This is a genomic window from Mesorhizobium tianshanense (genome assembly GCF_007830515.1).
GTDB lineage: Bacteria > Pseudomonadota > Alphaproteobacteria > Rhizobiales > Rhizobiaceae > Mesorhizobium > Mesorhizobium tianshanense.
Genome location: NZ_VLKT01000085.1, coordinates 1 through 20,685 on the forward strand (window position 1 = coordinate 1; position 20,685 = coordinate 20,685).

The following is a 20,685-nucleotide window of genomic DNA, read 5'->3' on the forward strand; positions in this document are numbered from 1 at the left end:
GCAGAACCACCGATAGGCCAGGTTCAGATGTACCTCCTCGCACAGCCGGCGCTCCGAGCGGATGCCGAAGCAATAGCCGACGATCAGCATGCGGATCAGCAGCTCAGGGTCGATCGAGGGACGGCCGATCGGGCTGTAGAAGGGCGCCAGATGCTGGCGGATGGCGGAAAGGTCGACGAAGCGGTCGATCGCTCTGAGCAGGTGATCCGCCGGCACATGCCGCTCCAGGCTGAAGCCGTAAAACAGCTCCTCCTGCATCACACTTTGCTCGCCCATCATCGACTCAATCCCCTCTTACGACGAAGATTGAATCAGTGCTTCAGGGCTGCTGCAACCCGGACTTTTTCAACACAATCCACCCGTTCCGGACGTCCGCGCACAGTGCGAGTGGTCTTCTCGGGTATCGGCTGCAGAGAATAGCCGCCCAGCTAGGAGCGCGGGCGTTTAGCACCCCTCAGTGGCTGTCCGAGCTTCGTCGGCCAAACCGGACAGTGGGGTTGGACCGTCAGGAAAGCCGCCGCCCAAGATGCACGCGCCACCGGATGTAGGGAGCCGATACCAAAGCGCCGATCACCAAATGGTAGACGATCAGAGCCGCCACGCCGGGTTCGTCGGGGAAGTTGAGGCCGGCGATCGCCATCGCGATCCCGGGATGACGGGTGCCGCTGGCAAGCGCGAGGACCGTGCGGTTGCCCGCGTCCGGTCCACCGAGAAGATGGCCGACCAAGAGTCCGATTGCCGTGAACAGGATGAGGCAGAGCACCACTCCATCGCCGACCAGCCTCCAGAGATCGGGCCACGCGCTGACGCAGGTTGGAATGAGTGCCACCAGGAGCAGAACGCCCGCCATGGATGACAAGGGCGGACCGATGCGCTCGGCAAAGTCCGGCGCCAGTCGGGCGATAATCATACCGAGGATCAACGGCGCGAATATCGACAGCACGATCACGGAAAGCACTTTGCTCGGGCTAATGTGAAGCTGGAAGGGAAAGGCGTACTCCATGACCTCGATGCTGATCGGCACGAGGAAAATCGCGACAATTGCGGCGGCGACTAGTAGTCCCACGGCGTAGTGGGCTGCTCCGCCTGCCGAAATCTGCTTTCCCGGGAGGAGCGGCGGCACCGGCGAGACCGCAAGCGCAACCAGCGCAATCTTGATGGCTGGATCGAGGTCGAACATCACGCTAGCCAAAACCACGAGGGCAAAGAGGATGACGTTCATCGCCAAAATGGAGCGAATGAGAAGACCAGGATTGCGAAAAAGAAAGGTCACGTCGTCGAGCGTCGTCTTCAATCCAAGGGCGAGCACGAGGACGAACAGACTGACCGCGAACGCGAGCGAGACAACGCCGGGCAGCGTCATGGCATAGCGCTCCTTTGCAGGCCTAGCATTTGGGCCAAACGACACCAGCGGCTGGCGTTCATGTCGCTCTCGTGGAACTGGTCTTGCCAGCGTCGACGGATGACCGCATGCGAGACATCCCAAGACCCTGTCGGTCTTCCAACCGTGCCATTGCGAGGTCTTGCAAATCCACGACAGACCGTTCGAGCGACCCGTCGAGCCGAGCGAGATGGCGACGCACCGCCTCCTGCCTCGCCGAGGCAGGGGCGGCAATGGCGATGCCGGCTGCGAGGACGGAGACCAGGATCATTGATTCGACGGACGGAACGTCGATTCCGGCGATTGATAGCATGTAGCCCACGGTCGTCGACCCGATGAAGGTAGTCGGGATGAGCCACTGAGCTCGCCCACCGACCGAGACCGCCCACATGCCGACGGCGACCATGACGACGATGTGATCGAGGCTGAAAAACGGGTGTGAAAAGCCAGACAGGAAGGACCCATGGTGCCCTGAAGCGACATGCGCGAAGGCTGGTGCATTTGCGAATACACCGAGCAGGAGACAGGCGAGACGCTTAAGCATGGGCTTCCTCCTGTTTCGATTACGTGGCATCGCCGAGTTCATTAACGCTGGCGGTTGGGCGCACCGTGGCCCCGCCTGCGCGTGTGGCGCCTGAGCACGCGGCGAGTGCGGTGGAGAACAGCTGGCGTGCGTTTGGGGTGTCACGGATCTCGAGATTGAGGCGTGCGAGGTCCAAGGCTTTTCCCGGATTGTTCCCCATTGAGAGCCAGAAGTGCGCGCCATGATCCGCGAATGCAGCCGGGTGCCGTGCGATCAATTCTTCGTACCGCACCTCGGCGCGCGCCTGCCATGCATTGGATTCATCGATGCGACCGATTTCCCGCAGAATGCCCGCAAGTTCAGCGGCGTAGTCCGGATCGTCGGCGTCGGCAGCCAGACGCTTGAGCCTCGATATCGCGGCAGCCCGATGGCCCAGCGCAAACTCGACTTCCGCCAAATGGCCTTCAGCCCGAGCGTAAAATGGCAGGCGCCGCCAAGCCGTGAGAAACCAATGGAGAGCACGTTCTCGATCCTTCGCCATCCACATGTGTCCCCGCTGAAACTCCAGCTGGGCCAGTTCAAACGGAGAGACGCTTCGGTAACGGCGGTAACTTTCGTCGAACCAATGTTCTGCAGCGTCGGTCTCGCCGAGATCGGCGTGCAGAGAAGCCAGGCCGGCAGCGCTGTCGAAATCCGGGAAAACATCCGCGATGCACTGGCGAATTGTCATTGCGTCCGCGTAGCGTCCAACCGCCTGCAGGATTGCAGCCTTCTCGGCGTCGACTTCACGTCCCGACAAACCGAGCTGCACGGCGCGTTCGAGGTCCTCCATCGCTTCCGCAAAGCGATGCAGGCTCGCGCGCGTCCGGGCTCGCGTCAGGAATGCCAGTCCGTCCTCGGAAAACGCTTCGGCGAGTCGCTCGGCAAGAACCGAGGCCCGCTCATAGTCGGCGATGCGACCAAGAATCTGCGCTTTGAGCGTGACAAGGTCGATGAGCTTCGCCCATGCGACGCTCGTCTTCTCTCCGCTCGCAGCCCGACGCTCGTAGCCATCGATTTGGGCTGTGAGATGCGACAGCGCGATCGCGCCATGGGTGGTGCGGATCGTGTCGACCGAAGGCGCCGCGCCGTTCATGTAGGAATACCCACAAGCGGCGCGAGCTTCGGCGGCATCGGATTCGGGGGCGACAAGTACGGGAAAACCTTGGGCGCGGGCATCGCCGTCTGGTCGACGCCATCCGAAATGCGCGGGCCGTTGCGTTTGTTGATAAGGATGGTGAAGAGAGAATCGACGATGTCGTGGTTGACCCAGCGGCCGCCGCAGGTCTTGTGTTCCGTACCGTCGAGCATGGCGAGCTCGATCTCGAGATAGCCGTCCTCATCGAACGACTTGGACATGTCCACCACCAGGAAGTCCGCGAGGAGCATTTCCGTCAACGGGTGCGTGCCATTCTTGTCGAGCGGCCAGTCGGTCTTTCCGTCAAGGCTGTCATAGGTCGACATGCTGCCGTTCAGGCGCGCACGATAGGCGCCGAGGTAATCTGGGCGAAGCTTGAACCCGTCCTCTTCGCTATAGAGGTCCCGAACATCCAAATCCCGGTTTACCGTATCGGCCGTCTTGTCCATCATGATGAAGTTCTTGATTTCGGGGCGGCCAACGCGGTCGAGGCGCGCCCGAAACGAACCATTGGTCGCGGTTTCAGCAACGACGGCGACAAGCGAACTCGCGTCCGCACCGAACAGCTTCCCATGCTCGACCTCGACGACAATGCTGAGGACGTTCTGACCCTCAACAGAATTCACAGCGGTAATCGGGGGAATCTTGCGCGTCATGCGTATCCCCCCCGAAAACAACTGATCGACGAAGAAGGGATCCAGCCGGCAACCGGCAAAGATGTGGGCGCCGTAGCTTTGCGCGCCCTCTTCATCGCCGACGCGGACTGTAATGTCGCCCAAGGGGCTGCGGCACACTCCCGTCTGCACCATCCGGCCGCCGCTCATCTTCGGTACGTCGAAGGCGAAGCTGAAGTGGCACTCCTGGTCTCCGACTGCGAAGGCGGCCGCCGGCCCGCTTGCCGCTATACGGATGGGGCGCACCCGGAGCCGATAGTCGAGTGCATCCGAAAAGAAGAGCCTGGTCGCCTCGATCTCCTTGAATGGGAAGATGCACATCACGAGGACAAGGTTGCCGGGACGCTCGGGACTGGGAAACGCAAATACGTCTGTAATGTCGATCTCGGGATTGGCGATCGACCTAGGGCCAGCTCCGTGATCGGACATTTTCTTTTCTCCTGCGATTGCGAGTGGAGAAACGGGCGATAGCTTCCGTCCCTCTCGCGGGTCTTCTCTTAAAGGCCGAGTTCGGAGATCCACCGGAGCGCTCTTAGCCCTGGCAGGAAGAAGTAGGCGCCGCCCCTGACTGTGGTGAATGCCGGCAACCCCGTGATCTTCCTGCGGATCGGGCGCTTCGGGATCTTGAATTCAAACGTGCCGTCCTGGGTGCCGATGATCGGATCGCGCTCATTGCCGAGCTCGTGAAAGTCCTTGTCGTTGATCCAGACGTTTTGGGCGAATTCGAATTGGCGGATGAGGCTTGCGCAGAGCACGAAGGCGGCAACACCGCGCTCGCGGCCGTCTTCCGGTGAGGCGTCCGCAAGCGGCGGTCCATAGGTCGCGCCGCGCCGAAGCATCCGTCGTCGGTTTATGTTGGCGGCCGTGTCGCGCGGGTTCATCCGTCGGATATGGGCGCCGAGCGGGATCGCGTAGCCGAGCGGATCCATCTTTCCGTAGTCGAAATTGTTGTTGCGCTGGCGATCTGCGGCGAGCGCGGGGTCATCCCTGTCTGGCGCTAGCACAAGCGGCGCTCCGCTTCGCCAGCGTCCCATCAGCTTAGCGGCAAGCAGCTCCTGCTCGTCGGGCGTCGCGGCGTTCTGGCGGAGGAAATCGCGGAATGCGCCGACATGCTCTTGCAGCCGGCGATAGGCCATGAAGCTGCCGTTGCGCGACAGGACATCTGGCTTCGGCAAACCGTGAACCGGGCCAAGCTCGTCGTCATAGCCAAGGATGAACTCGCCGGCTTTTAGCGGCGCCCCCGATCCCGGCGAGGGTTCAACACCGGTGCCCTCGATCTCCGGCTGCGTGAGCCGGTCGCGATAGCCGAAGTGATCGTGGGCATGGTCGAAGGGTGGCGTCGCCTCGAGATCGAGCGAAGACAGGACCTTGACACCGTGGGTCTCGGCAAGAAAGGCGTCATGCTCTTTTACGCAGCGACCGCGTTCCTCCTCCGAGCGGGCGAAGAGGATCGCGATCGCATGCAGGTCCGGGCTGGCAAGTCCTCCCACCCAGTTGTCGGGATGGTTGGCGCCGGTGTCACCGAGCATCCTGGCGCGCGCAACCATGCCCTCCCGAAACTCTGCCGGAAAGCTTGCGAGTGACCCCTCGTCCACTCCGACCGCTCGCAATCCGTTCCATGTGAACGCGACGGAAACCCACCGCTTCTCGGAATCGACCGAAGCAGTGGCCGCCGCTGCGGATTGAACGATGGGAAGCACACGCCGGAGCCAAGCTCGTCCCTGTGCGGGCGTTCCGAACGAGAGGAACTCATACCGGCCCGTTATAGCCGGCGCGCGCGTCAGCAGCATGTGCTGGATATCGTCGAACTCGAGCATGAGCCGCCTTCGAATCTTCCACCTCGCAGCATAGATCGACCGCCGAACCAAGCGTCGATGTGGCCCCGCGATACTGGGGATGCCGACTCCTATTGCATGCTGTCGAGCATCTCCGACAAGGACTGCTTGATCCTCAACGCCTTCTTGATCTCAACCGCCGAGACGAATGGATACTCGCCGTATTCGACGAAGCTCGGGTGATGGTGCTCACGCACGAACTTAATGAAGGCCTCGGGGTTCGTCTTCCAGTCCTCCGGGAACCCTTCGAGGTTCGTGAAGACGGTGTCGACGCCGAGCGAGGTGAAGATCATAACGGCATCTTCCGTGTATTTGTCGAAGTCGGTGTCGATGATGCCCTGGTACATGAAGTAGAGGGCGCCCTCGATCGGGAACACTTGCCACCGCAGGTAGTGCAGCTTCAGCGTCTCGAGGCAGTCGGGCTTGCCGTCCACAGCCGTCTGGAGGGTCATGCCGTGAGCGCGAACGGCCTCTTCCCGGCCTGGCTTGATCTTGGCGATGATCGTGAAGCCGTAATTCGCCGGGGTCTTCGGGAAGATTGGCCCATAGCGCCCCTTCTCAAGCTCAAAATAGCCTTCCTTGGGGATCGCCATTGCGCGCGGCTGGGTCCAGTCTCCTTCTTTTGCAGCCGCCTTGATCCTGGCTGCAGCATCGTTCTGTCTGTCTGCCATTCTCGCCTCCATAGCGCTAACAGACGCGTCCCAGCCGTTGCCATTCTTGCTTTGGAGGCTTCCAAGACCCCTGGCACGACGAGAAAGCGAATGGAGTTCAGAGGATAGAGATAACGCGCGGTGGAACGACTGTCCCCAAGGCCATGTACCTAGGGACAATACGATCACTTCCATTTTGTCCGGCGGGACGCCCCGCAACCTCGTTATTTTTGGCGATTGTGTGGTAAAGTCTGACAGCGTAGGCCGCGGCTTCAAAATAGCGCGGCTGATGACAGCGCAGGGGTCGAGCGATGCGAGTGTCCCCGGGGATCGTGCTTTCGATTGCTGCTCTATTGATCTTGACCGCCTACGCCGGCGCGAGTGATCGCCCGCGCGCGATCCTCGTGTTTGAACAGTCGGACGTTCGGGGCCCATTCTACGCCGCGATCTTTTCGGGCCTTCGCGCGAAAGTAAACTCTGCGCAGGCGAGGCCGGTCACGCGGTACGTCGAGAACCTGGAGTTGGGCCGGTTCCATGGCGTCGGCTACGAACAGAGCCTTGGCGAACCCTTCGCCATCAAATACCAGGACCGTCCGATCGGAGTGATCTTGACGGTCGGTTCGGCCGCCCTCGACCACGCGATCCGGTGGCGTCCCGAGCTTTGGCCGGGCGTTCCGATTGTTCTCGCCTTCGATGATGAGAAGTCATCTACCGATGCCGAACTTCCCACCGACGTGACCGGGCGCCTCACGCGGCTTCGCCCAGCGGACATGGTAACTGCCGCGGAAGAAGTTGATGGCGAGGTTCGGAATCGCGCCCCAAGTCTTTGGCAAGATTATGGTTGGGAACTCGCAGCGATCACGGTCGCGCTTGTCCTGCAGACCGTCCTAATCATAGCCCTACTATACGAGCACGGCTGGCGCCGAATAGCCGAGTTCGAGGCAAGTCAACGCATGGCCGAGCTTGCGCACATGAACCGTTGTGCGACAGCCGGGGAGCTGTCGTCAACGATGGCGCATGAACTCAACCAACCGCTCGGGGCGATCCAGTGCAATGCGGCGGCGGGGCAACGGCTTCTCGCAACCGGCAGTCCTGATCTGGAGGAGATCGGGCTGATTCTTAGAGACATCAAGCGCGACACCGTGCGGGCGAGCAGTGTGATCGAGCACATGCATCGCCTGTTGAGTAAGATGCCCTCCGAAACATGGGACGTGAACCTCGACGAAGTCATCCGTGAAGTCTTCGAATTCATGTCGCCACAGGCTTTGGCAGCAGGGGCACGGCTTGACCGGGTTCCAATGACGGGGACATCGGTCGTAAGGGGTGATCCCGTGCAACTCCAGCAAGTCGTCCTGAACCTCGTATTGAACGCTCTTGATTCCGTATGCTCCAGGCCTTTGGGTGAGCGCCGGATCGCGGGCTTGACCCATCCATCGGGTACATCGCTGGTTGAGGTCGCCATTTCCGATTCAGGGCCTGGAGTACAGCAGGATCGGCTCGCAAATATCTTCGAGCCTTTCGTTACGACAAAGAGCAAAGGACTAGGAATGGGGCTGCCCATCGCCCGCTCCATTGTCGAAGCTCACGGTGGGCAAATTTGGGCTGAAAACCGCGACAGTGGCGGCGCCGTGTTCCGTTTCAAACTGCCCCGCGCAATCGCGCGAAGGCAGTGATCGCAATGACGAAGATCATTCACATCGTCGACGACGACGCATCCTTCCGCGAAGCAATCGCCAGACTCCTGCGGACCGCCGGCTACATAGTCTCCGAACATCAGACGGCGGACGATCTGCTGGGACGCTTGCCCGACGGAGCCGATCCTGTCTGCCTGCTCGTGGATGTGCGAATGCCAAACCTGAGCGGCCCGGAACTGCAAGAGAGACTTAGTGGCTTGGGACTTGCGTTGCCAATTATCTTCCTGACGGGTTATGGCGACATTCCCACGACCGTCCGTGCCATGAAGCATGGAGCAGAGGACTTCCTCACCAAGCCGGTCAACGAGGACGAGCTGTTCGACGCCATCGAGAGGGCGATGGCTCGTCAGCGTCGTGCAATATCCCGGCGGGACCGACTGGGAACGCTCCAACAGCTTGTTGAGAAACTCACTCCGCGTGAGAGGGAGGTGTTTGAGGGGGTCGCGCACGGCCGCCAAAACAAGCAGATCGCTTTCGACCTTGGCACGACGGTTAGAACGATCAAGGCCCACCGTCAACGCGTCATGGAGAAGCTCAACGCCAAGTCTGTGATCGAGCTTGTCTCGATCGCACGATCGCTCGCAATCCTGCGCGACGATGCCTTGCCGGAGGATGACTCACTGCACTGAATGTTCGTACCAAGGATACGCATCGGGCGAGTGCCCGAGTTGGCCCGCGGAGCAATATGAACTCCCACTCCATTTACTAAACTCGCCTACAGGCGCTGGGGGCGGGAGCAGAACTATCGCCCTCGACCTCGGAGACGCTGTCAATGGTTTCATGACGTTGCAGAAGGTAACCTTGGCGATTATCTCGGCAAGCCGTTCGGCGAAAGCAATTTGATTGATGCGATCATGCGGGCTGTCAAGGAATCTCAATCGATTCCCAAGTCGGCGTAGACTGAAAATGCAGTCATATGCGGCCCTCAGCACCTCAGGAAAAAGTCGGATGACCTGGCGCGCAGTGCTGTTTGCCCAGCGGTGCCCGGAACGGCATTCCGATAACGCGTGTTTTCTGAAATGAACTCGCGTGCAACTGGCCTCACTTCGCAATTCCCAGAAAGTCATTTCAACGCGCGACGAGCCAAGTAACGCCTGCGGACTTTTTCAACGATATCGGCGCAAAGCTGCCTGTGGCCTGTGCATTAGCGATGCCTGCTTTGGTATATGGACGGGACCGTAGGAATGACTGCCATGAAGCGCGAAGCGGTCGATCAGAATCTGACGTGTAGGCATCGCCTTCGGGTCAGCTTTTCGCATTCCTTAACGACACGGACGGCGGACATGATTCCCTTCCGGACCGAAGGTAGCGCAGTAAGAAACGGCACCGGTTTCCGGATTCACGCGTCAGGCAATCGAAACCGGTATTCCGTCACGTGATGATAGATCTGGCCCGGCCATAGCGTGGCCTGCGGGAAATACGGCCGGTTCGGCGCATCCGGCCAGACCTGCGGTTCCAGGCAGAAGCCGGAAAAAGCCTTGTAACGGCGTCCCTCGAGGCCCGGCGAAGGCGGCGCCAGATACTGGCCGGTATAGAGCTGGACGCCCGGCTCCGTGGTCCAGAGCTCCATCTCGACGCCGGAATTCGCGCCCTGCGCCCATGATGCCTGCCTGAGCGGCCCGCGCCCCGAAGCAAGGCAGAAATTCTCGTCGTAGGGGAACTGCTCGCCCTCGTTCTCCATGCGCAACGGCCGCGCCTGGCGGAAATCGAAGGGCGTGCCGTCGACCGGCTGCACGACGCCGGTCGGGATCAGGTCGCCATCGACTGGAAGGTAGGCGCCGGCGTTCAGCATCAGCCGGTGATCGAGGATATCGCCGCTGCCGCCGTCATCCAGGTTGAAATAGGAATGCTGGGTGAGGTTGCACAGCGTCGGTTCCTCGCAGGTCGCGGTCATCTCGACGCCGAGCGTGCCGGGGATTTTCAGCCGGTAGGTGCAGGTCACGTCGAGCGCGCCTGGAAAACCCATCGTGCCGTCGGGATCGTGCAAGGTCAGCGTGACAAAATCCTTGCCATGCAGCGAAACCTCCCACGGCCGGTGAAAAAAGCCTTGCGAGCCGCCATGCAGCGTGTGCTTGTCGAGAAAATTGCGCTCGGTCTGGTGGCGCTGGCCGGCGATGGTGAAGCGGCCATCGCGGATGCGGTTGGCATAGCGTCCGATGACGGCGCCGAAGAAGGCCGTATCCGTTTCATAGGCTTCGAAACTGTCATAGCCGAGCACCAGTGGCGCATCGTGGCCGGCCAGGCGCAGATCCTGGATGATGGCGCCCAGCCCGATGATGTTGGCGGTGAGGCCGCCGCCACGGATAGCGCAGCGGCGGACGGCCTCGCCCGCCTGCGTCGTGCCGAAGACCTCGCCGTCCTTCATCGCCAATCAGAGGCCGAGGCCGCCGATGCAGACATATTTGGTGTCGAGATAGTCCTCGATGCCCTGATGTCCGCCTTCCTTGCCGAGGCCCGATTCCTTGACGCCGCCGAACGGCGCCTCGGGCGTGGTGATGAGCCCCTCATTGACCCCGACCATGCCGTATTTCAGCCCTTCCATGACCCGGAAGGCGCGGCCGAGATCACCGGTGTAGAAGTAGCAGGCGAGGCCGAATTCGGTGTCGTTGGCGAGTGCGATCGCCTCCTCTTCGGTTTCGAACTTGAACACGGGTGCGACCGGGCCAAAGATCTCTTCCTTCATGAAGCGCATCTTCGGCGTCGCATCGGCGATCACCGTCGGCTGGAAGAACGAACCGCCGAGCGCATGGCGCTTGCCGCCGGCGACGATCTTGCCCCCCTTGTCGGTGGCGTCGGCGATCAGTTCCTCGACCTTTTCCACCGCCTTCTCGTCGATCAGCGGCCCCTGCTGGACGCCGTCCTCGAGGCCGGAACCGACCTTCAGCCCGTTGCTGGCGGCGGCGAGCTTTTCGACGAACTTGTCGTAGACGCCAGCCTGAACCAGGAAGCGGTTGGTACAAACGCAGGTCTGGCCGGAATTGCGATATTTGGCGGTGATCGCGCCGGCGACGGCACGTTCGATGTCGGCGTCGTCGAAGACGAGGAACGGCGCGTTGCCGCCCAGCTCCATCGACACTTTCTTCACGGTCGTCGACGACTTCTGGATCAGGATCTTGCCGACCTCGGTCGAGCCGGTGAAGGTGATCTTCTTGACCAGCGGGTTGGCGCAGATCTCGTCGCCGATCTCCCCGGCGGCGCCCGTCAGGATGTTGATGACGCCCTTGGGAAAGCCGACCTCCTCGGCGAGCGCGCCCCAGGCGAGGCCTGAATAAGGCGTCTGCGACGCCGGCTTGACGACCGCGGTGCAGCCGGCGGCAAGCGCCGGGCCGAGCTTGCGGGCCAGCATCGAGGACGGGAAATTCCACGGCGTGATGGCGGCGATGACGCCGACCGGCTCCTTGGTCACCAGGATGCGGCGGTCCGCCCACGGCGACGGCACGACGTCGCCATAGGTGCGGCGGCCTTCTTCGGCGAACCACAATATGTAGGACGCGGCCGAGCCGATCTCGCCCTTCGATTCGAACAGCGACTTGCCCTGCTCGATGGTGAGCAACTCGGCCAGCACATCCTGATTGTCCATCATCGCGTCATGCAGCTTGCGCAACAGCTTCGAACGCTCGAGCGCGGTGGTCTTGCGCCATGTCTTAAAGGCGGCGTCGGCGGCTTCGATGGCTCGGCGCGTCTCGGCCTTGCCCGACTTCGGCACGGTGCCGATCTTGAGGCCGGTGGCCGGATTGTTGACGTCGACCGTCTGGCCGCTGTCGGCCTGCACCCACTCGCCGTTGATGAGATTGGCCTGGCGCATGAAATGGCTGGTTTTCTGAAGCATGGTCTAGCCTCCGTTCGGCGCACTGACGGGCCGGTATCTGGATTTCTTTGGTGGGCGTGCGCACTGGCATCGATGCCGGCACGCCTGGAGCCACTGCTCTTTACCTAGGGCAAGCCCCGCAATCAATCGCAAGATGGCATATAGGGTTTGGGCCAGCCAAGGCGAGGCCAATTTGTGCGCAAGTTTGCCATCCGAAGACATTGCTATCCAAAGACATGGACGACCACCGTCAGCCAGAAGGCCGTGGTGACGACCGCACAGGCGGTGGCGATGGTCATCTGGTTCGACGCCAATGCCTGACCGGTTCCGAACTGCGTGGCGATCAGGTAAGAATTGACCCCGGATGGCAGTGCGGCCGCCACGACCGCCACCTTCGCCGACAGCGGCGGCAGGCCAAACAGCCAGACCAGACCGAGGGCGACGGCCGGCATCAGCAAAAGCTTCAGCGCCGACAGCGCCAGAGCCGGCCGCACGTTGCCGGAGATGCCGAAACGGCACAGGCCGAGCCCCATGGCAAACAACGCGACCGGTCCGGCGATGTTGGCCAACGCATCGACCAGCCTCACGGCCAATGCCGGTAGCGGCAGGTCGGCGATACGCCATACCCATCCGGCCATGATGCCGATGATCAGCGGATTGGAGAACATTTTTCGAAAGAAGCTCCGGATGACGCGGAGCGGATGCACGTGCTCGTCACGGCGGCCAAAAATTTCAAACAGGATGATCGACGCCATGATCATCGTCGGCAGATGCACCGAGATCAGCAGCGACAGCACTTCGAATCCACCTGGCCCGAATGTGCCGAGGACGAATGGGATGCCGAGCAGGACGAGATTGGAAAAGGCCGACGACACGCCGCCGACGACCCCCGCACGCGCATCGCGCCCGAACACCCGCGTGATGACCAGATGGCCTGCGGCCCACGTAACTGCCGCCGCCGCGAAATAAGCCCCCCAGAACGGCCAGGGCGCGGAGCCATGGAAATCGGCATTGACCATGGTGCGGAACAGAAGCAGCGGCATCGCCACCCCGACGGCGAATTCGGCGATGGCCTCGCCCGCCTCGGCCTTCAAATAGCCGGTGAGCCCGGCCAGATAGCCGAGCGCGACAAGGCCGAAGACAAAAAGGACTGTTTCGATGAGTGGAGACATTTTTCTCCTGATAGGCGAGCCGCGATTGCAGCGCAATCGCCCCGCCCCTTCAAAGCGGTCTGTCTTCGCAAACAGCCAGGCTTGGTCATGCCTTGTCTTTCAGCCGGCTTTGCCGTCCCTATATGCGGTCACCGGAACCCATCTGCCGGTCACCGGAAAAGGACGTCTGATGCTTCGATTTGTGCTGGCGCTATTGCTGCTCGTCATTCCCGCCGCGGCCCATGCGACTGAATCTGGCTGGGCGCTGTTGCGCGACGGCGGACATGTGGTGCTGCTTCGCCATGCCATGGTCACCGGCACCACCGATCCCGCGAATTTCGACATCGAGAAATGCGCGACCCAGGTCAACCTCTCGGTGCGCGGCAAGCAGCAGGCGCGCAAGATCGGCGCGCTGTTCGGCGCCCGCGCGGCACCCATCGAGCGTATGCTGTCCAGCCGCTATTGCCGCTGTCTCGACACCGCCCGCATCGCTTTCAGAGCAGAGCCCGAGCCTTTCGCCCCGCTTGACCTGCTGAAGACCGACGCGAGCGAGAAAGCCGCGCAACTCGCTGCGATCATGACCGAGATCCGCGGTTATTCCGGCTCCGACAATCTGGTCATGGTCACCCATCTGGAGAACATCTTGGCGCTCACCGGCATCTCGCCGCGCGAAGGCGAAGCCGTGATCGTCGAGCCGCAAGGCGACAGCCTGCGCGTGCTCGGCCGCGTCACCTTCTAGCGCCGGAGCCGGTTGAAGCGTTCGCGAGTGGCGAAATCCAACGCTTGGTACCTAAGCGGAATACCGGTTCCGACCCCCTAGGTGTTTGATCCCAGGCTTTGATGGTGCATCATTTTCTCCCGAATCGAAGGAGGCACTATGGGCCAGGTTCTACACGGCAGCGCCACGACGAAAGAATATCCTTGGCGAGCTCGCAATTGGATGCCGGCGATCAAAAGAGCCTCTCCACATGCTTCAGAGGTCTTTTCTCCAATGTCCGACCAAAAGCGGGAATGATCCAGAAGGGCAACGGCGATCAACCCTGCCAATTTGGAAAGCCGGATTTGATCGACATCAACGCGGCAGTGCGCAACTCGTCCACGGTATGGATGCGGCCCACGCGTATGCACCATTGAGGTGAGGATCATGCCTATCTGCGAAACCTGCGGGAACGACTATGACAAGACGTTCGAGGTCTTGATGCATGGCGAGAAGCATGTGTTCGACAGTTTTGAATGCGCCATAAGGGCGCTCGCCCCGGTCTGCGCCCACTGCGGCACGCGCATCGTCGGCCACGGCCTTGAGCGCAGCGGCACCTTCTTCTGCTGTAAACACTGCGCCGAAGCCGAAGGCGTTAGCGGCCCGCGCGACCGAATCTGAAGCTCTCCGTGGCCCGATGCTGTGCCTCTTTCAACTGCTCGCACCTTGGCCGCGCTAATTAATTCAGGGCGGCGTAAAGGCCGGGTTCTTTCGATGCAGGTTCAGGAGCAGACTTGCAAGTCAGTGGTACCGATAGGCAGGAAAACCAGGAGAACAGCATGCACGGCTTTGTAGGCGATATCGAGAAGTTGACTGAGGAGAACACCGATTTTCGGCGCGTCCTCTATACAGGGAAGAACCTGCAGCTCGTCCTGATGTCTATTCAACCCGGCGACGACATAGGCGAGGAAGTGCACGAAGACCGCGACCAGTTCTTTCGTGTTGAACAGGGCAAGGGCGAGGTGCGGATCGACGGCAATCGTTCGCAGGTGGAGGCCGATGATGCATTTATCGTGCCCGCCGGTGCTCGGCACAATGTGAAAAGCACTGGCGAAGAACCCCTTCGGGTCTACACGATCTATGGGCCGCCGGAGCATAGGGAAGGCACCGTGCACGCCACCAAGGCAGATGCAGAGGCCCATGAGGAGCATTTCGACGGTAGGACGACGGAGTGATCGCGCGGTCGATTGAGATCGCTGGCTTCGCTAAGCGATGGTCAGGATGACCAGAAATCAGTTGGAGGGGTCGCTGAACACCATGGCGACAACAGCCCTGGCTGTTCCCGCACGCTATTCGGGTCCATACGATTGGCGAGCCGACACTGACGGCTGGCGGATCGGCTGCGGGCCATCCAACTTCCTGTTGGCTGAAGGGTCCGCATGGGTCAAGTCCGGGAACTGCTGGATAAATTCTGGCGGGTCTCCTTTGCCGGTGCTTTGTTTTCGAGGCCGTTTCGGGCCTCGTATCCCTGATCGAGCTGCTGCCTGACGGCTACCATCTGGCGGCGCTCGAAGTCGGTGATCCTGATCGCCCGCCACCGCTCGGCAGCGCGGATCATCGCGCCGAACATCAGCTTGAGGACCGGCTTTTCGCCAAACGCGTTGGGGATGATCTTGAGCCGGCGCCGCTCCTCGACGAATAGGCGCTCGAGTAGGTTGGTCGTGCGGATCGCGCGGCGGTGGGTGATCGGCATTCTCAGGTGGGCGATACAGGCCTCGAAGTCGTCCATGAAGCAGGCGATCGCGCTCGGCAATTCCGCCTCGTAATCTTTCACCACTCCGGCGGCCAGGTCGCGCGCAATGGCCCGCGAGGGCGCCTGGTAGGCGGCGGTGGCGCGGGCCTTGAACTCCGGCCAGCTGTCTTCCGGCACCTTGGCGACGAGATTGCGCATTCGATGCGCAAGACAGCGCTGACGCTCCGAGCGCGGGAAGCAGGTCTCGATCGCCTTGATGATGCCGCCCGCCCCGTCAGACACGACAAGCAGCGGATCGCCGAGCCCGCGGCCGCGCATGTCCTGGAAGAAGGCGCTCACTGTCTCGGCGTCCTCCTTGGAGCCGGCCATCAGATGCAGCAGTACCTTGGCGCCGGAGGCCGTGAAGCCCCAGGCCGCCAGCACCGGCTCGCGCCGCTGACCGGGGCGGATGCGTTCGGCAATGCCGTCGATGAACAGATAGGCGATCTCGTATTCGCCAAGGTCGCGCGTGGCGAACTCCTGATAGTCCGCCCACAGCCGCTCGCCGATCTCGCTGACCGCCGTCTTCGACAACAGCAGCCGACCGCTCTCGTCCTTGAAGGCGTCCTCGATGTCGCGCACCGAAAGGCCGCGCGCCAGCAGTTCCACCGCCAGGTCCTCGAGCGCCTCGGTGCGGCCTTTCAGATGATCGCGGATCTCGGAGCGAAACGGCGCGTCCCGGCCCGCCACCTGCGGGGCAGAGTATTCCACAAAGCCTTCCGCCGTCTTCAGGCGCCCGCTGCGCACGCCGTTGCGGTAACCCTGGCCGGCCTCAGCTCCGTGCTCGTAATAGTCTCGCCCGACCGCATCCCGGCTCTCCCCCTCCAGTGCTTCCTCCACAATCAGGCGGGTCGCAAGCTTCATCAGCTCCGAACGCCCCGCCGGTGTGGAAAGACGCCCTTCAATCAGGTCGGAAAGGGATTGGCGGGTGCGCATCGATGCGGGTACTCTCGTCGTCATGGGGTGCCTCCTTGCTGGTGCCGGCGCCAACCGGCATGGGTTTTTGATTCCTCAGCAAAGGATGCACCCCTCCCTGAATTTCCAGCAAGTTTAGGACTTCACCGTCCGCATGGTCATTGCCATTCGGCAAAGCGCTCTACCGAGCGCTGGCCGAACAAGGGTCAGCGCAATCCGTGCAACGGATACATCCGACGGCGAGATGAGCTTGCCGCAGGCTCAACTGTGGGGAACGTGAGCGCCACGGCGGCTCTACATAATCTCGTGCTCGACAGCGACTCCACATACCGCCCCGACGGTGCGGTAGGACGTCCTGTCCACCGCCAAAGACCAGCAAGCCTGCGCGGTAGAAACACCTGTCACCGCCCGAGGGTCGGTGTTCCTTTCCAGCCATCGATGAACACCGATGCACCAGGTTGATTCGAACCATCGTCGATGGAAGGAATATTTACAGCGACCTCCAAGTCGAACGGATCGCCGATCTTGCTTGTGCTATTTCGTCTGGTTAGCAACCGTCGAAACGTAGAGTCCGACAGCCTCTACCTGTTCGTTCGTCAGGATCTCGTTTGCGGGCATCGGACCGATGCCGTTGACGACGGCCGCTCTGACGCGCGCGGCATCGGGTTTCAGCTCATCGAGGATCGGGCCGACCTCGCCGGTCGTCCCGGCGTCGGCAAGCGTGTGGCAGACCCCGCATCGCGGCTCGGAGACTTCGAGAAAGACCCGTTTTCCGAGTTCGAGCGTGGCCTCGTCGGCGAAGGCGGAAATCACGGTCAGGCCGAGCGCGAGCACCCCGAGCGCGGCCGTCGCCCAAGGGCGGACCGGTATCGTCATGATGTCTGCTCCAAATGCGGCTGAGGCACCGACCTCGCCGGGAGCCCGCCTGCGAGGCCGGCCCGGTGCATCAGGCGATGGTGATCTCGACGGCGGGTCCGCGCCACCCATTGTGACTGTAGCCGCCGCCATTCATTTCCGTGTCCTCAGGCTGGACGTTGCCTTCGGAATCGGTCGCCCGGCTGACCAGAGTATAGGTCCCGGGTGCCAGATCCACCGGCAGCACGAACAACCTCCAGGCGAAACGGCCGAGATCGGGGCCGACGAATTCGGCCTTCTGCCAGGTCTGACCGCCGTCCGTCGACACTTCCACGCTCGCGACCGCGTTCATGCCGCCGAAGGCGACGCCGGTAATCTGGACGCTACCGGCCTTGCTGTCCTCGAGGGGTGCAGTGACCCACGACTTGACCGGCTGCTCCCAGATGGAGGGCTGTTCGGGAGAGCCCTTTTCGCCGACACCATGCAAACGGTAGCTGGAGCGCTGGATCTTGGCATCCGTCTCGGCCTCGGCCAGCGCAACCCGCTTGACGTATTTGACGTTGTTGACGCCCGAATAGCCCGGAACAATCATTCGGATTGGCCCGCCATGGGCGAGCGAAATCGGCTTGCCGTTCATCTCCCAGGCGAGAAGGATGTTGTCCAGGTTCCCGATTGGCACCGACCGCTCGACGACCAGATCCTTGGGGTCGAGGCCGGCGGGGATTTCCTCGCCCCCCGTCCCGGTAATGAACTGCACCGCGTCAGCCGCTCCACCGAGCGCATCCACCACGGCCTTGAGCGGAACACCGCTCCAGATGACACAGCCGGCTGCACCCACGGTCCAGGGTGTGCCGCTGATCTTCTGGTCGCCGGTGAGCTTGTCCTGATAATACTTTCGGCCGTTGCCGGAGCATTGCAGCACAGTGGCGACCGTTGAAAGCCCGATCGTCTTGAGCTCGCCGACCGTCAGCGTCCTTGGCTCCTTGACGCCTGCAAATTCCACCCGCCAGGCGTCGCGGTCGGCGACGATCGATTCCGGCGGCGTGTTCACATTGTTGCGGATATAAAGTTTTTCCTCCGGCGTGATGATGCTCGACCCGAGTTCGCCGCGCTTGGTCTCCAGCGTCTTGTCGCTGTGTACGATCAGCGCGTCGGCGTCCTTCCACTTCACATATTCCGGCAGGGGCTTGGCGTCCTGCCCGCGCGAGGCCGGCCCCGAAAGCAGGAAGCCGCCTGCGGCGACCGAACCAGCCGCGCCCGCAAGAAAGGTGCGTCGCCGCATCGTCATAATCCCGGTCATGATCGTCTCCTCCCTCGACAGTGCGGCCCGGGCCGCCCATCGGTCTTAGCTGTTTCTTCACGTCGGTCGGCCTGCTGGCTGGCGACGTTCAGAGAGGACGACCGGACATCCGGGAAAATTCCAGGCGAGCGAGCCGTTCTCGCAAAAAAACTATCCCAGGCAGGGCTGACGCGCGGTCTGCAGCCGGGCGACAACCTCCAGGTCAGCATCTTCCCCCTGGCGACCCGTCATCGCCCTGAGCACGCCGGCAATCATGGCGAAGCGTGCTTCGTCCATTTGGCGGGCCACCAGTATGTAGCGGAACCTGCCGTTCGCCCACGTTGCCGACTGCAGATCCGCCTTAACCGCCACGCTGAATCCCTCCTCTCCGTCCTCGCTCCTCATCTCGAACAGGCTGAGGCGACAGCCGTGTCTGCCAACATATCCCGCCTGGAGCGCGGGGAGCCCGCCTAGGTGGGCATCGGGTTTCACCATCGAGAGCGTAAGCCCGGCGGAAACGAGTTCTGGCGCGAAAGAGCCGGCGGGCAGGGCGGCAGGCGCCGCCAGTGCCTGGGCTTGCGACACCCAGTCGTCGTGCAACCGTATCGCCTCGTCGAGAGCGTCGGCAGTGATTGTCTGCGTCTGTGTCGGGTACGGCATGCCGTTCCAGACCAACGCCCCCAGCACGGCCAGGAGCAGGCCGGCCGCGAACGCCAGCGGCACGAAAAGCCTGCTGGCGGGACCTCGTCGCGGGACGCTAACGACGACGACCTCGGGCGCCAGTTTGGCCACTCCTTCCTTCAATTCGAAGAGCTTGGCAACGCGACGCGCCAGGATCTCGTCGGCGGTGATGCGGCGCGCCAGCCGCGAGGCCTCGGGGGGATCGAGTTCGCCGTCGACATAAGCGCTGAGCAGATCGAAGTCAGGTTCCGGATCGGTCATTTGCGTTCCGCCGTTCGGTTGGATGGAATGGCCACGACGTTGGTGTCGGAGAGAAGGCTCGCCAGGGCTCGGCGCGCGCGGCTGACCCTGCTCATGACGGTTCCCTTCGGAATCGAGAGGATCGAACCGGTCTCTTCGTAGCTGAACCCCGAGATGTCCACCAGAGCCAGGACTTCCCTGTGCTGCTGACTGAGATGTTCGAAGGCCTTGCGAACCGCGAAAGCGTTGACGACGACGCTTTCGAGCAAGACCGGCTCCTGTACAAGTCCCTCCGGATGCCGCGCCTCGTATTCCGCCCTGCGGCGGCTGGCGCGGGTCTGGTCGATCCAGATGTTGCGCAGGATCGCGAACAGCCATGATCTAAACGCTGCCTCGCTCTCGGGAGGGTTGCGCGCCGCCATGGCGCGAATGACGCATTCATGCAGCAGGTCAGCGGCACGGTCGCGATCGCCCGACAGCGCAACCCCATAGCCGAAAAGACGATCGTGATACGGCAGAAACCTCTCTTCAAAACGGGAGCGGACGATCGGCATGGAACGGCCTAATCGCTCGCGTAATCGAAAGCGGGTGCGTGCACGACCTTCCTCCCTACAGATGGGACGTGGGAACCAGCAGCTTTATTCCGTCGTGCGGCCGTACCGGCTCGATTTCGTTCCGACGAGGAGCTTGCTTGCTTGTGATTGGAAGCACGTGACACAGTCCCCTCTGTCCCTCGGCGGCGATCGCCAAGACGAGGGTGCCGAGTGATGCCGGCAACGACACCGGCGATTGCCCCGACAGGCGTCTCGACCTCGTCTCGATCGGCTGGCTTACCCACCGTGCTCTGTCCTCGGCATCGGACTGGATTGCGGATAGCTTCGTTACGGTGCCGCAGGCGCGGTCAAGAGTACAGATTACTGAACGCACATTCGAGTCAAGAAAGATGGACGCGGATCGAGGACCCGCAGCGTTCCTTGGCGCAAGGCATGCCCAGCGTAATGCGTCGACCGTGAACTATCCGCAAGCCATTGATCTGGCATGTTGATTGAGGCGGATAGCGGCTTTGGAATTGCAGGATTGGCGGTTTATGAGCGCTGTTTTCCTGCAATTTGGTTTTGCGATTCCCTTGTGCTGCGGAGCGTGATTCACTCGGTTCGGCGGCGGCGAATCGAGGGGACGGCGAATGTCCAAGCCACGCGAGAAGCGCGAGACGGGAGAGCAGGATCTGTTCCGCTCCAGGCTCGATCAGATCATCAACATGAAGCACGAGCTGGTGCGGCTGGCGCAGGCGATCGACTGGCCGGTGCTGGAGGAGCGTTTCGGCGCCGTCTAT

At 62.0% G+C, this 20,685-nt stretch carries 20 protein-coding genes and 1 pseudogene; 6 read left to right on the top strand and 15 right to left on the bottom strand.

The features are described from left to right. The 7 genes from IQ26_RS35775 to IQ26_RS35800 all read right to left on the bottom strand — a co-directional run. Positions 1–279: transposase (locus IQ26_RS35775; protein ID WP_145723104.1), on the bottom strand; the 279-nt coding region annotated here is incomplete at its 3' end. Positions 280–505: 226 nt separating this feature from the next. Beyond that, complete coding sequence (locus IQ26_RS35780) at positions 506–1,363, bottom strand: bile acid:sodium symporter family protein (protein WP_145723105.1); 858 nt, start codon at positions 1,361–1,363, stop codon at positions 506–508. Positions 1,364–1,421: 58 nt separating this feature from the next. Further along, positions 1,422–1,925 carry a HupE/UreJ family protein gene (locus IQ26_RS35785; RefSeq protein WP_162458171.1) on the bottom strand — a complete coding sequence of 168 codons (504 nt, stop codon included), beginning with the start codon at positions 1,923–1,925 and terminating at the stop codon, positions 1,422–1,424. Between the two features lie 19 nt (positions 1,926–1,944). Continuing rightward, the gene (locus IQ26_RS39595; RefSeq protein WP_162458172.1) at positions 1,945–3,039 is read right to left on the bottom strand and encodes a tetratricopeptide repeat protein; all 1,095 of its coding nucleotides are present in this window, start codon (positions 3,037–3,039) and stop codon (positions 1,945–1,947) included. Then, on the bottom strand, positions 3,036–4,277 hold the full coding sequence (locus IQ26_RS35790) for a DUF4331 family protein (protein ID WP_208760287.1): 1,242 nt from the start codon (positions 4,275–4,277) through the stop codon (positions 3,036–3,038). Before IQ26_RS35790 ends, IQ26_RS39595 begins: the two co-directional genes overlap by 4 nt. Next, complete coding sequence (locus IQ26_RS35795) at positions 4,253–5,572, bottom strand: Dyp-type peroxidase (protein WP_145723108.1); 1,320 nt, start codon at positions 5,570–5,572, stop codon at positions 4,253–4,255. The genes IQ26_RS35790 and IQ26_RS35795 overlap by 25 nt, the downstream gene beginning before the upstream one ends. A gap of 89 nt (positions 5,573–5,661) precedes the next feature. Further along, positions 5,662–6,261 carry a hypothetical protein gene (locus IQ26_RS35800; protein WP_145723109.1) on the bottom strand — a complete coding sequence of 200 codons (600 nt, stop codon included), beginning with the start codon at positions 6,259–6,261 and terminating at the stop codon, positions 5,662–5,664. Positions 6,262–6,557: 296 nt separating this feature from the next. On the opposite strand from IQ26_RS35800, the gene IQ26_RS35805 reads away from it, so the two are divergent. Both IQ26_RS35805 and IQ26_RS35810 read left to right on the top strand, forming a co-directional pair. Next, positions 6,558–7,913, top strand: coding sequence for an ATP-binding protein (locus IQ26_RS35805; RefSeq protein WP_162458173.1), 1,356 nt, complete (start codon positions 6,558–6,560; stop codon positions 7,911–7,913). A gap of 5 nt (positions 7,914–7,918) precedes the next feature. Beyond that, positions 7,919–8,563: a response regulator transcription factor gene (locus tag IQ26_RS35810; protein ID WP_145723111.1), complete on the top strand. Its 645-nt coding sequence runs from the start codon at positions 7,919–7,921 to the stop codon at positions 8,561–8,563. A gap of 710 nt (positions 8,564–9,273) precedes the next feature. On the opposite strand, the gene IQ26_RS35815 is transcribed toward IQ26_RS35810, so the two are convergent. From IQ26_RS35815 to IQ26_RS35825, 3 genes are all read right to left on the bottom strand, one after another. Continuing rightward, positions 9,274–10,305, bottom strand: a complete 1,032-nt coding sequence (locus IQ26_RS35815) for an aldose epimerase family protein (protein WP_145723112.1) — start codon at positions 10,303–10,305, stop codon at positions 9,274–9,276. Continuing rightward, the gene (locus IQ26_RS35820; protein WP_145723113.1) at positions 10,306–11,763 is read right to left on the bottom strand and encodes an NAD-dependent succinate-semialdehyde dehydrogenase; all 1,458 of its coding nucleotides are present in this window, start codon (positions 11,761–11,763) and stop codon (positions 10,306–10,308) included. 203 nt (positions 11,764–11,966) lie between these two features. Continuing rightward, positions 11,967–12,914 (bottom strand): AEC family transporter, encoded by a 948-nt coding sequence (locus IQ26_RS35825; RefSeq protein ID WP_145723114.1) that lies wholly within the window; start codon positions 12,912–12,914, stop codon positions 11,967–11,969. Positions 12,915–13,083: 169 nt separating this feature from the next. Between IQ26_RS35825 and IQ26_RS35830 the strand changes: the two genes are divergently transcribed. From IQ26_RS35830 to IQ26_RS35840, 3 genes are all read left to right on the top strand, one after another. Next, complete coding sequence (locus tag IQ26_RS35830) at positions 13,084–13,632, top strand: histidine phosphatase family protein (protein ID WP_145723115.1); 549 nt, start codon at positions 13,084–13,086, stop codon at positions 13,630–13,632. A 405-nt stretch (positions 13,633–14,037) separates the two neighbouring features. Then, positions 14,038–14,271 carry a hypothetical protein gene (locus IQ26_RS35835; RefSeq protein WP_208760288.1) on the top strand — a complete coding sequence of 78 codons (234 nt, stop codon included), beginning with the start codon at positions 14,038–14,040 and terminating at the stop codon, positions 14,269–14,271. Between the two features lie 158 nt (positions 14,272–14,429). Next, on the top strand, positions 14,430–14,825 hold the full coding sequence (locus IQ26_RS35840; protein ID WP_145723116.1) for a cupin domain-containing protein: 396 nt from the start codon (positions 14,430–14,432) through the stop codon (positions 14,823–14,825). 209 nt (positions 14,826–15,034) lie between these two features. Here IQ26_RS35840 and IQ26_RS35845 read toward each other — a convergent pair whose 3' ends face one another. The 5 genes from IQ26_RS35845 to IQ26_RS35865 all read right to left on the bottom strand — a co-directional run bounded on the left by IQ26_RS35845 (position 15,035) and on the right by IQ26_RS35865 (position 19,906). Beyond that, a complete protein-coding gene (locus IQ26_RS35845) occupies positions 15,035–16,342 on the bottom strand; it encodes an IS256 family transposase (protein WP_145723117.1) in 1,308 nt (435 codons plus the stop codon). A gap of 489 nt (positions 16,343–16,831) precedes the next feature. Then, a complete protein-coding gene (gene sorU, locus IQ26_RS35850; protein ID WP_145723118.1) occupies positions 16,832–17,173 on the bottom strand; it encodes a SorU family sulfite dehydrogenase c-type cytochrome subunit in 342 nt (113 codons plus the stop codon). A gap of 70 nt (positions 17,174–17,243) precedes the next feature. After that, positions 17,244–18,452 carry a SorT family sulfite dehydrogenase catalytic subunit gene (sorT, locus tag IQ26_RS35855; RefSeq protein WP_145723119.1) on the bottom strand — a complete coding sequence of 403 codons (1,209 nt, stop codon included), beginning with the start codon at positions 18,450–18,452 and terminating at the stop codon, positions 17,244–17,246. 150 nt (positions 18,453–18,602) lie between these two features. After that, positions 18,603–19,373 carry an anti-sigma factor family protein gene (locus tag IQ26_RS35860; protein ID WP_145723120.1) on the bottom strand — a complete coding sequence of 257 codons (771 nt, stop codon included), beginning with the start codon at positions 19,371–19,373 and terminating at the stop codon, positions 18,603–18,605. Then, entirely contained in the window at positions 19,370–19,906 is a 537-nt protein-coding gene (locus IQ26_RS35865; RefSeq protein WP_145723121.1) for an RNA polymerase sigma factor, read from the bottom strand. The genes IQ26_RS35860 and IQ26_RS35865 overlap by 4 nt, the downstream gene beginning before the upstream one ends. A 629-nt stretch (positions 19,907–20,535) precedes the next feature. Here IQ26_RS35865 and IQ26_RS35870 point away from each other — a divergent pair. Next, positions 20,536–20,685 (top strand): annotated as a pseudogene (locus IQ26_RS35870) (IS5/IS1182 family transposase); the annotation flags it as partial.

Excerpts from the sequence above, each read along its gene's own strand:
- IQ26_RS35865 (WP_145723121.1), bottom strand. The coding sequence starts at position 19,906 with ATGCCGATCGTCCGCTCCCGTTTTGAAGAGAGGTTTCTGCCGTATCAC.
- sorU (WP_145723118.1), bottom strand. The coding sequence starts at position 17,173 with ATGACGATACCGGTCCGCCCTTGGGCGACGGCCGCGCTCGGGGTGCTC.
- IQ26_RS35830 (WP_145723115.1), top strand. The coding sequence starts at position 13,084 with ATGCTTCGATTTGTGCTGGCGCTATTGCTGCTCGTCATTCCCGCCGCG.
- IQ26_RS35860 (WP_145723120.1), bottom strand. The coding sequence starts at position 19,373 with ATGACCGATCCGGAACCTGACTTCGATCTGCTCAGCGCTTATGTCGAC.
- IQ26_RS35795 (WP_145723108.1), bottom strand. The coding sequence starts at position 5,572 with ATGCTCGAGTTCGACGATATCCAGCACATGCTGCTGACGCGCGCGCCG.
- IQ26_RS35810 (WP_145723111.1), top strand. The coding sequence starts at position 7,919 with ATGACGAAGATCATTCACATCGTCGACGACGACGCATCCTTCCGCGAA.
- IQ26_RS35780 (WP_145723105.1), bottom strand. The coding sequence starts at position 1,363 with ATGACGCTGCCCGGCGTTGTCTCGCTCGCGTTCGCGGTCAGTCTGTTC.
- IQ26_RS35825 (WP_145723114.1), bottom strand. The coding sequence starts at position 12,914 with ATGTCTCCACTCATCGAAACAGTCCTTTTTGTCTTCGGCCTTGTCGCG.
- sorT (WP_145723119.1), bottom strand. The coding sequence starts at position 18,452 with ATGACCGGGATTATGACGATGCGGCGACGCACCTTTCTTGCGGGCGCG.
- IQ26_RS35820 (WP_145723113.1), bottom strand. The coding sequence starts at position 11,763 with ATGCTTCAGAAAACCAGCCATTTCATGCGCCAGGCCAATCTCATCAAC.
- IQ26_RS35785 (WP_162458171.1), bottom strand. The coding sequence starts at position 1,925 with ATGCTTAAGCGTCTCGCCTGTCTCCTGCTCGGTGTATTCGCAAATGCA.
- IQ26_RS35845 (WP_145723117.1), bottom strand. The coding sequence starts at position 16,342 with ATGACGACGAGAGTACCCGCATCGATGCGCACCCGCCAATCCCTTTCC.
- IQ26_RS35800 (WP_145723109.1), bottom strand. The coding sequence starts at position 6,261 with ATGGCAGACAGACAGAACGATGCTGCAGCCAGGATCAAGGCGGCTGCA.
- IQ26_RS39595 (WP_162458172.1), bottom strand. The coding sequence starts at position 3,039 with ATGAACGGCGCGGCGCCTTCGGTCGACACGATCCGCACCACCCATGGC.
- IQ26_RS35835 (WP_208760288.1), top strand. The coding sequence starts at position 14,038 with ATGCCTATCTGCGAAACCTGCGGGAACGACTATGACAAGACGTTCGAG.
- IQ26_RS35840 (WP_145723116.1), top strand. The coding sequence starts at position 14,430 with ATGCACGGCTTTGTAGGCGATATCGAGAAGTTGACTGAGGAGAACACC.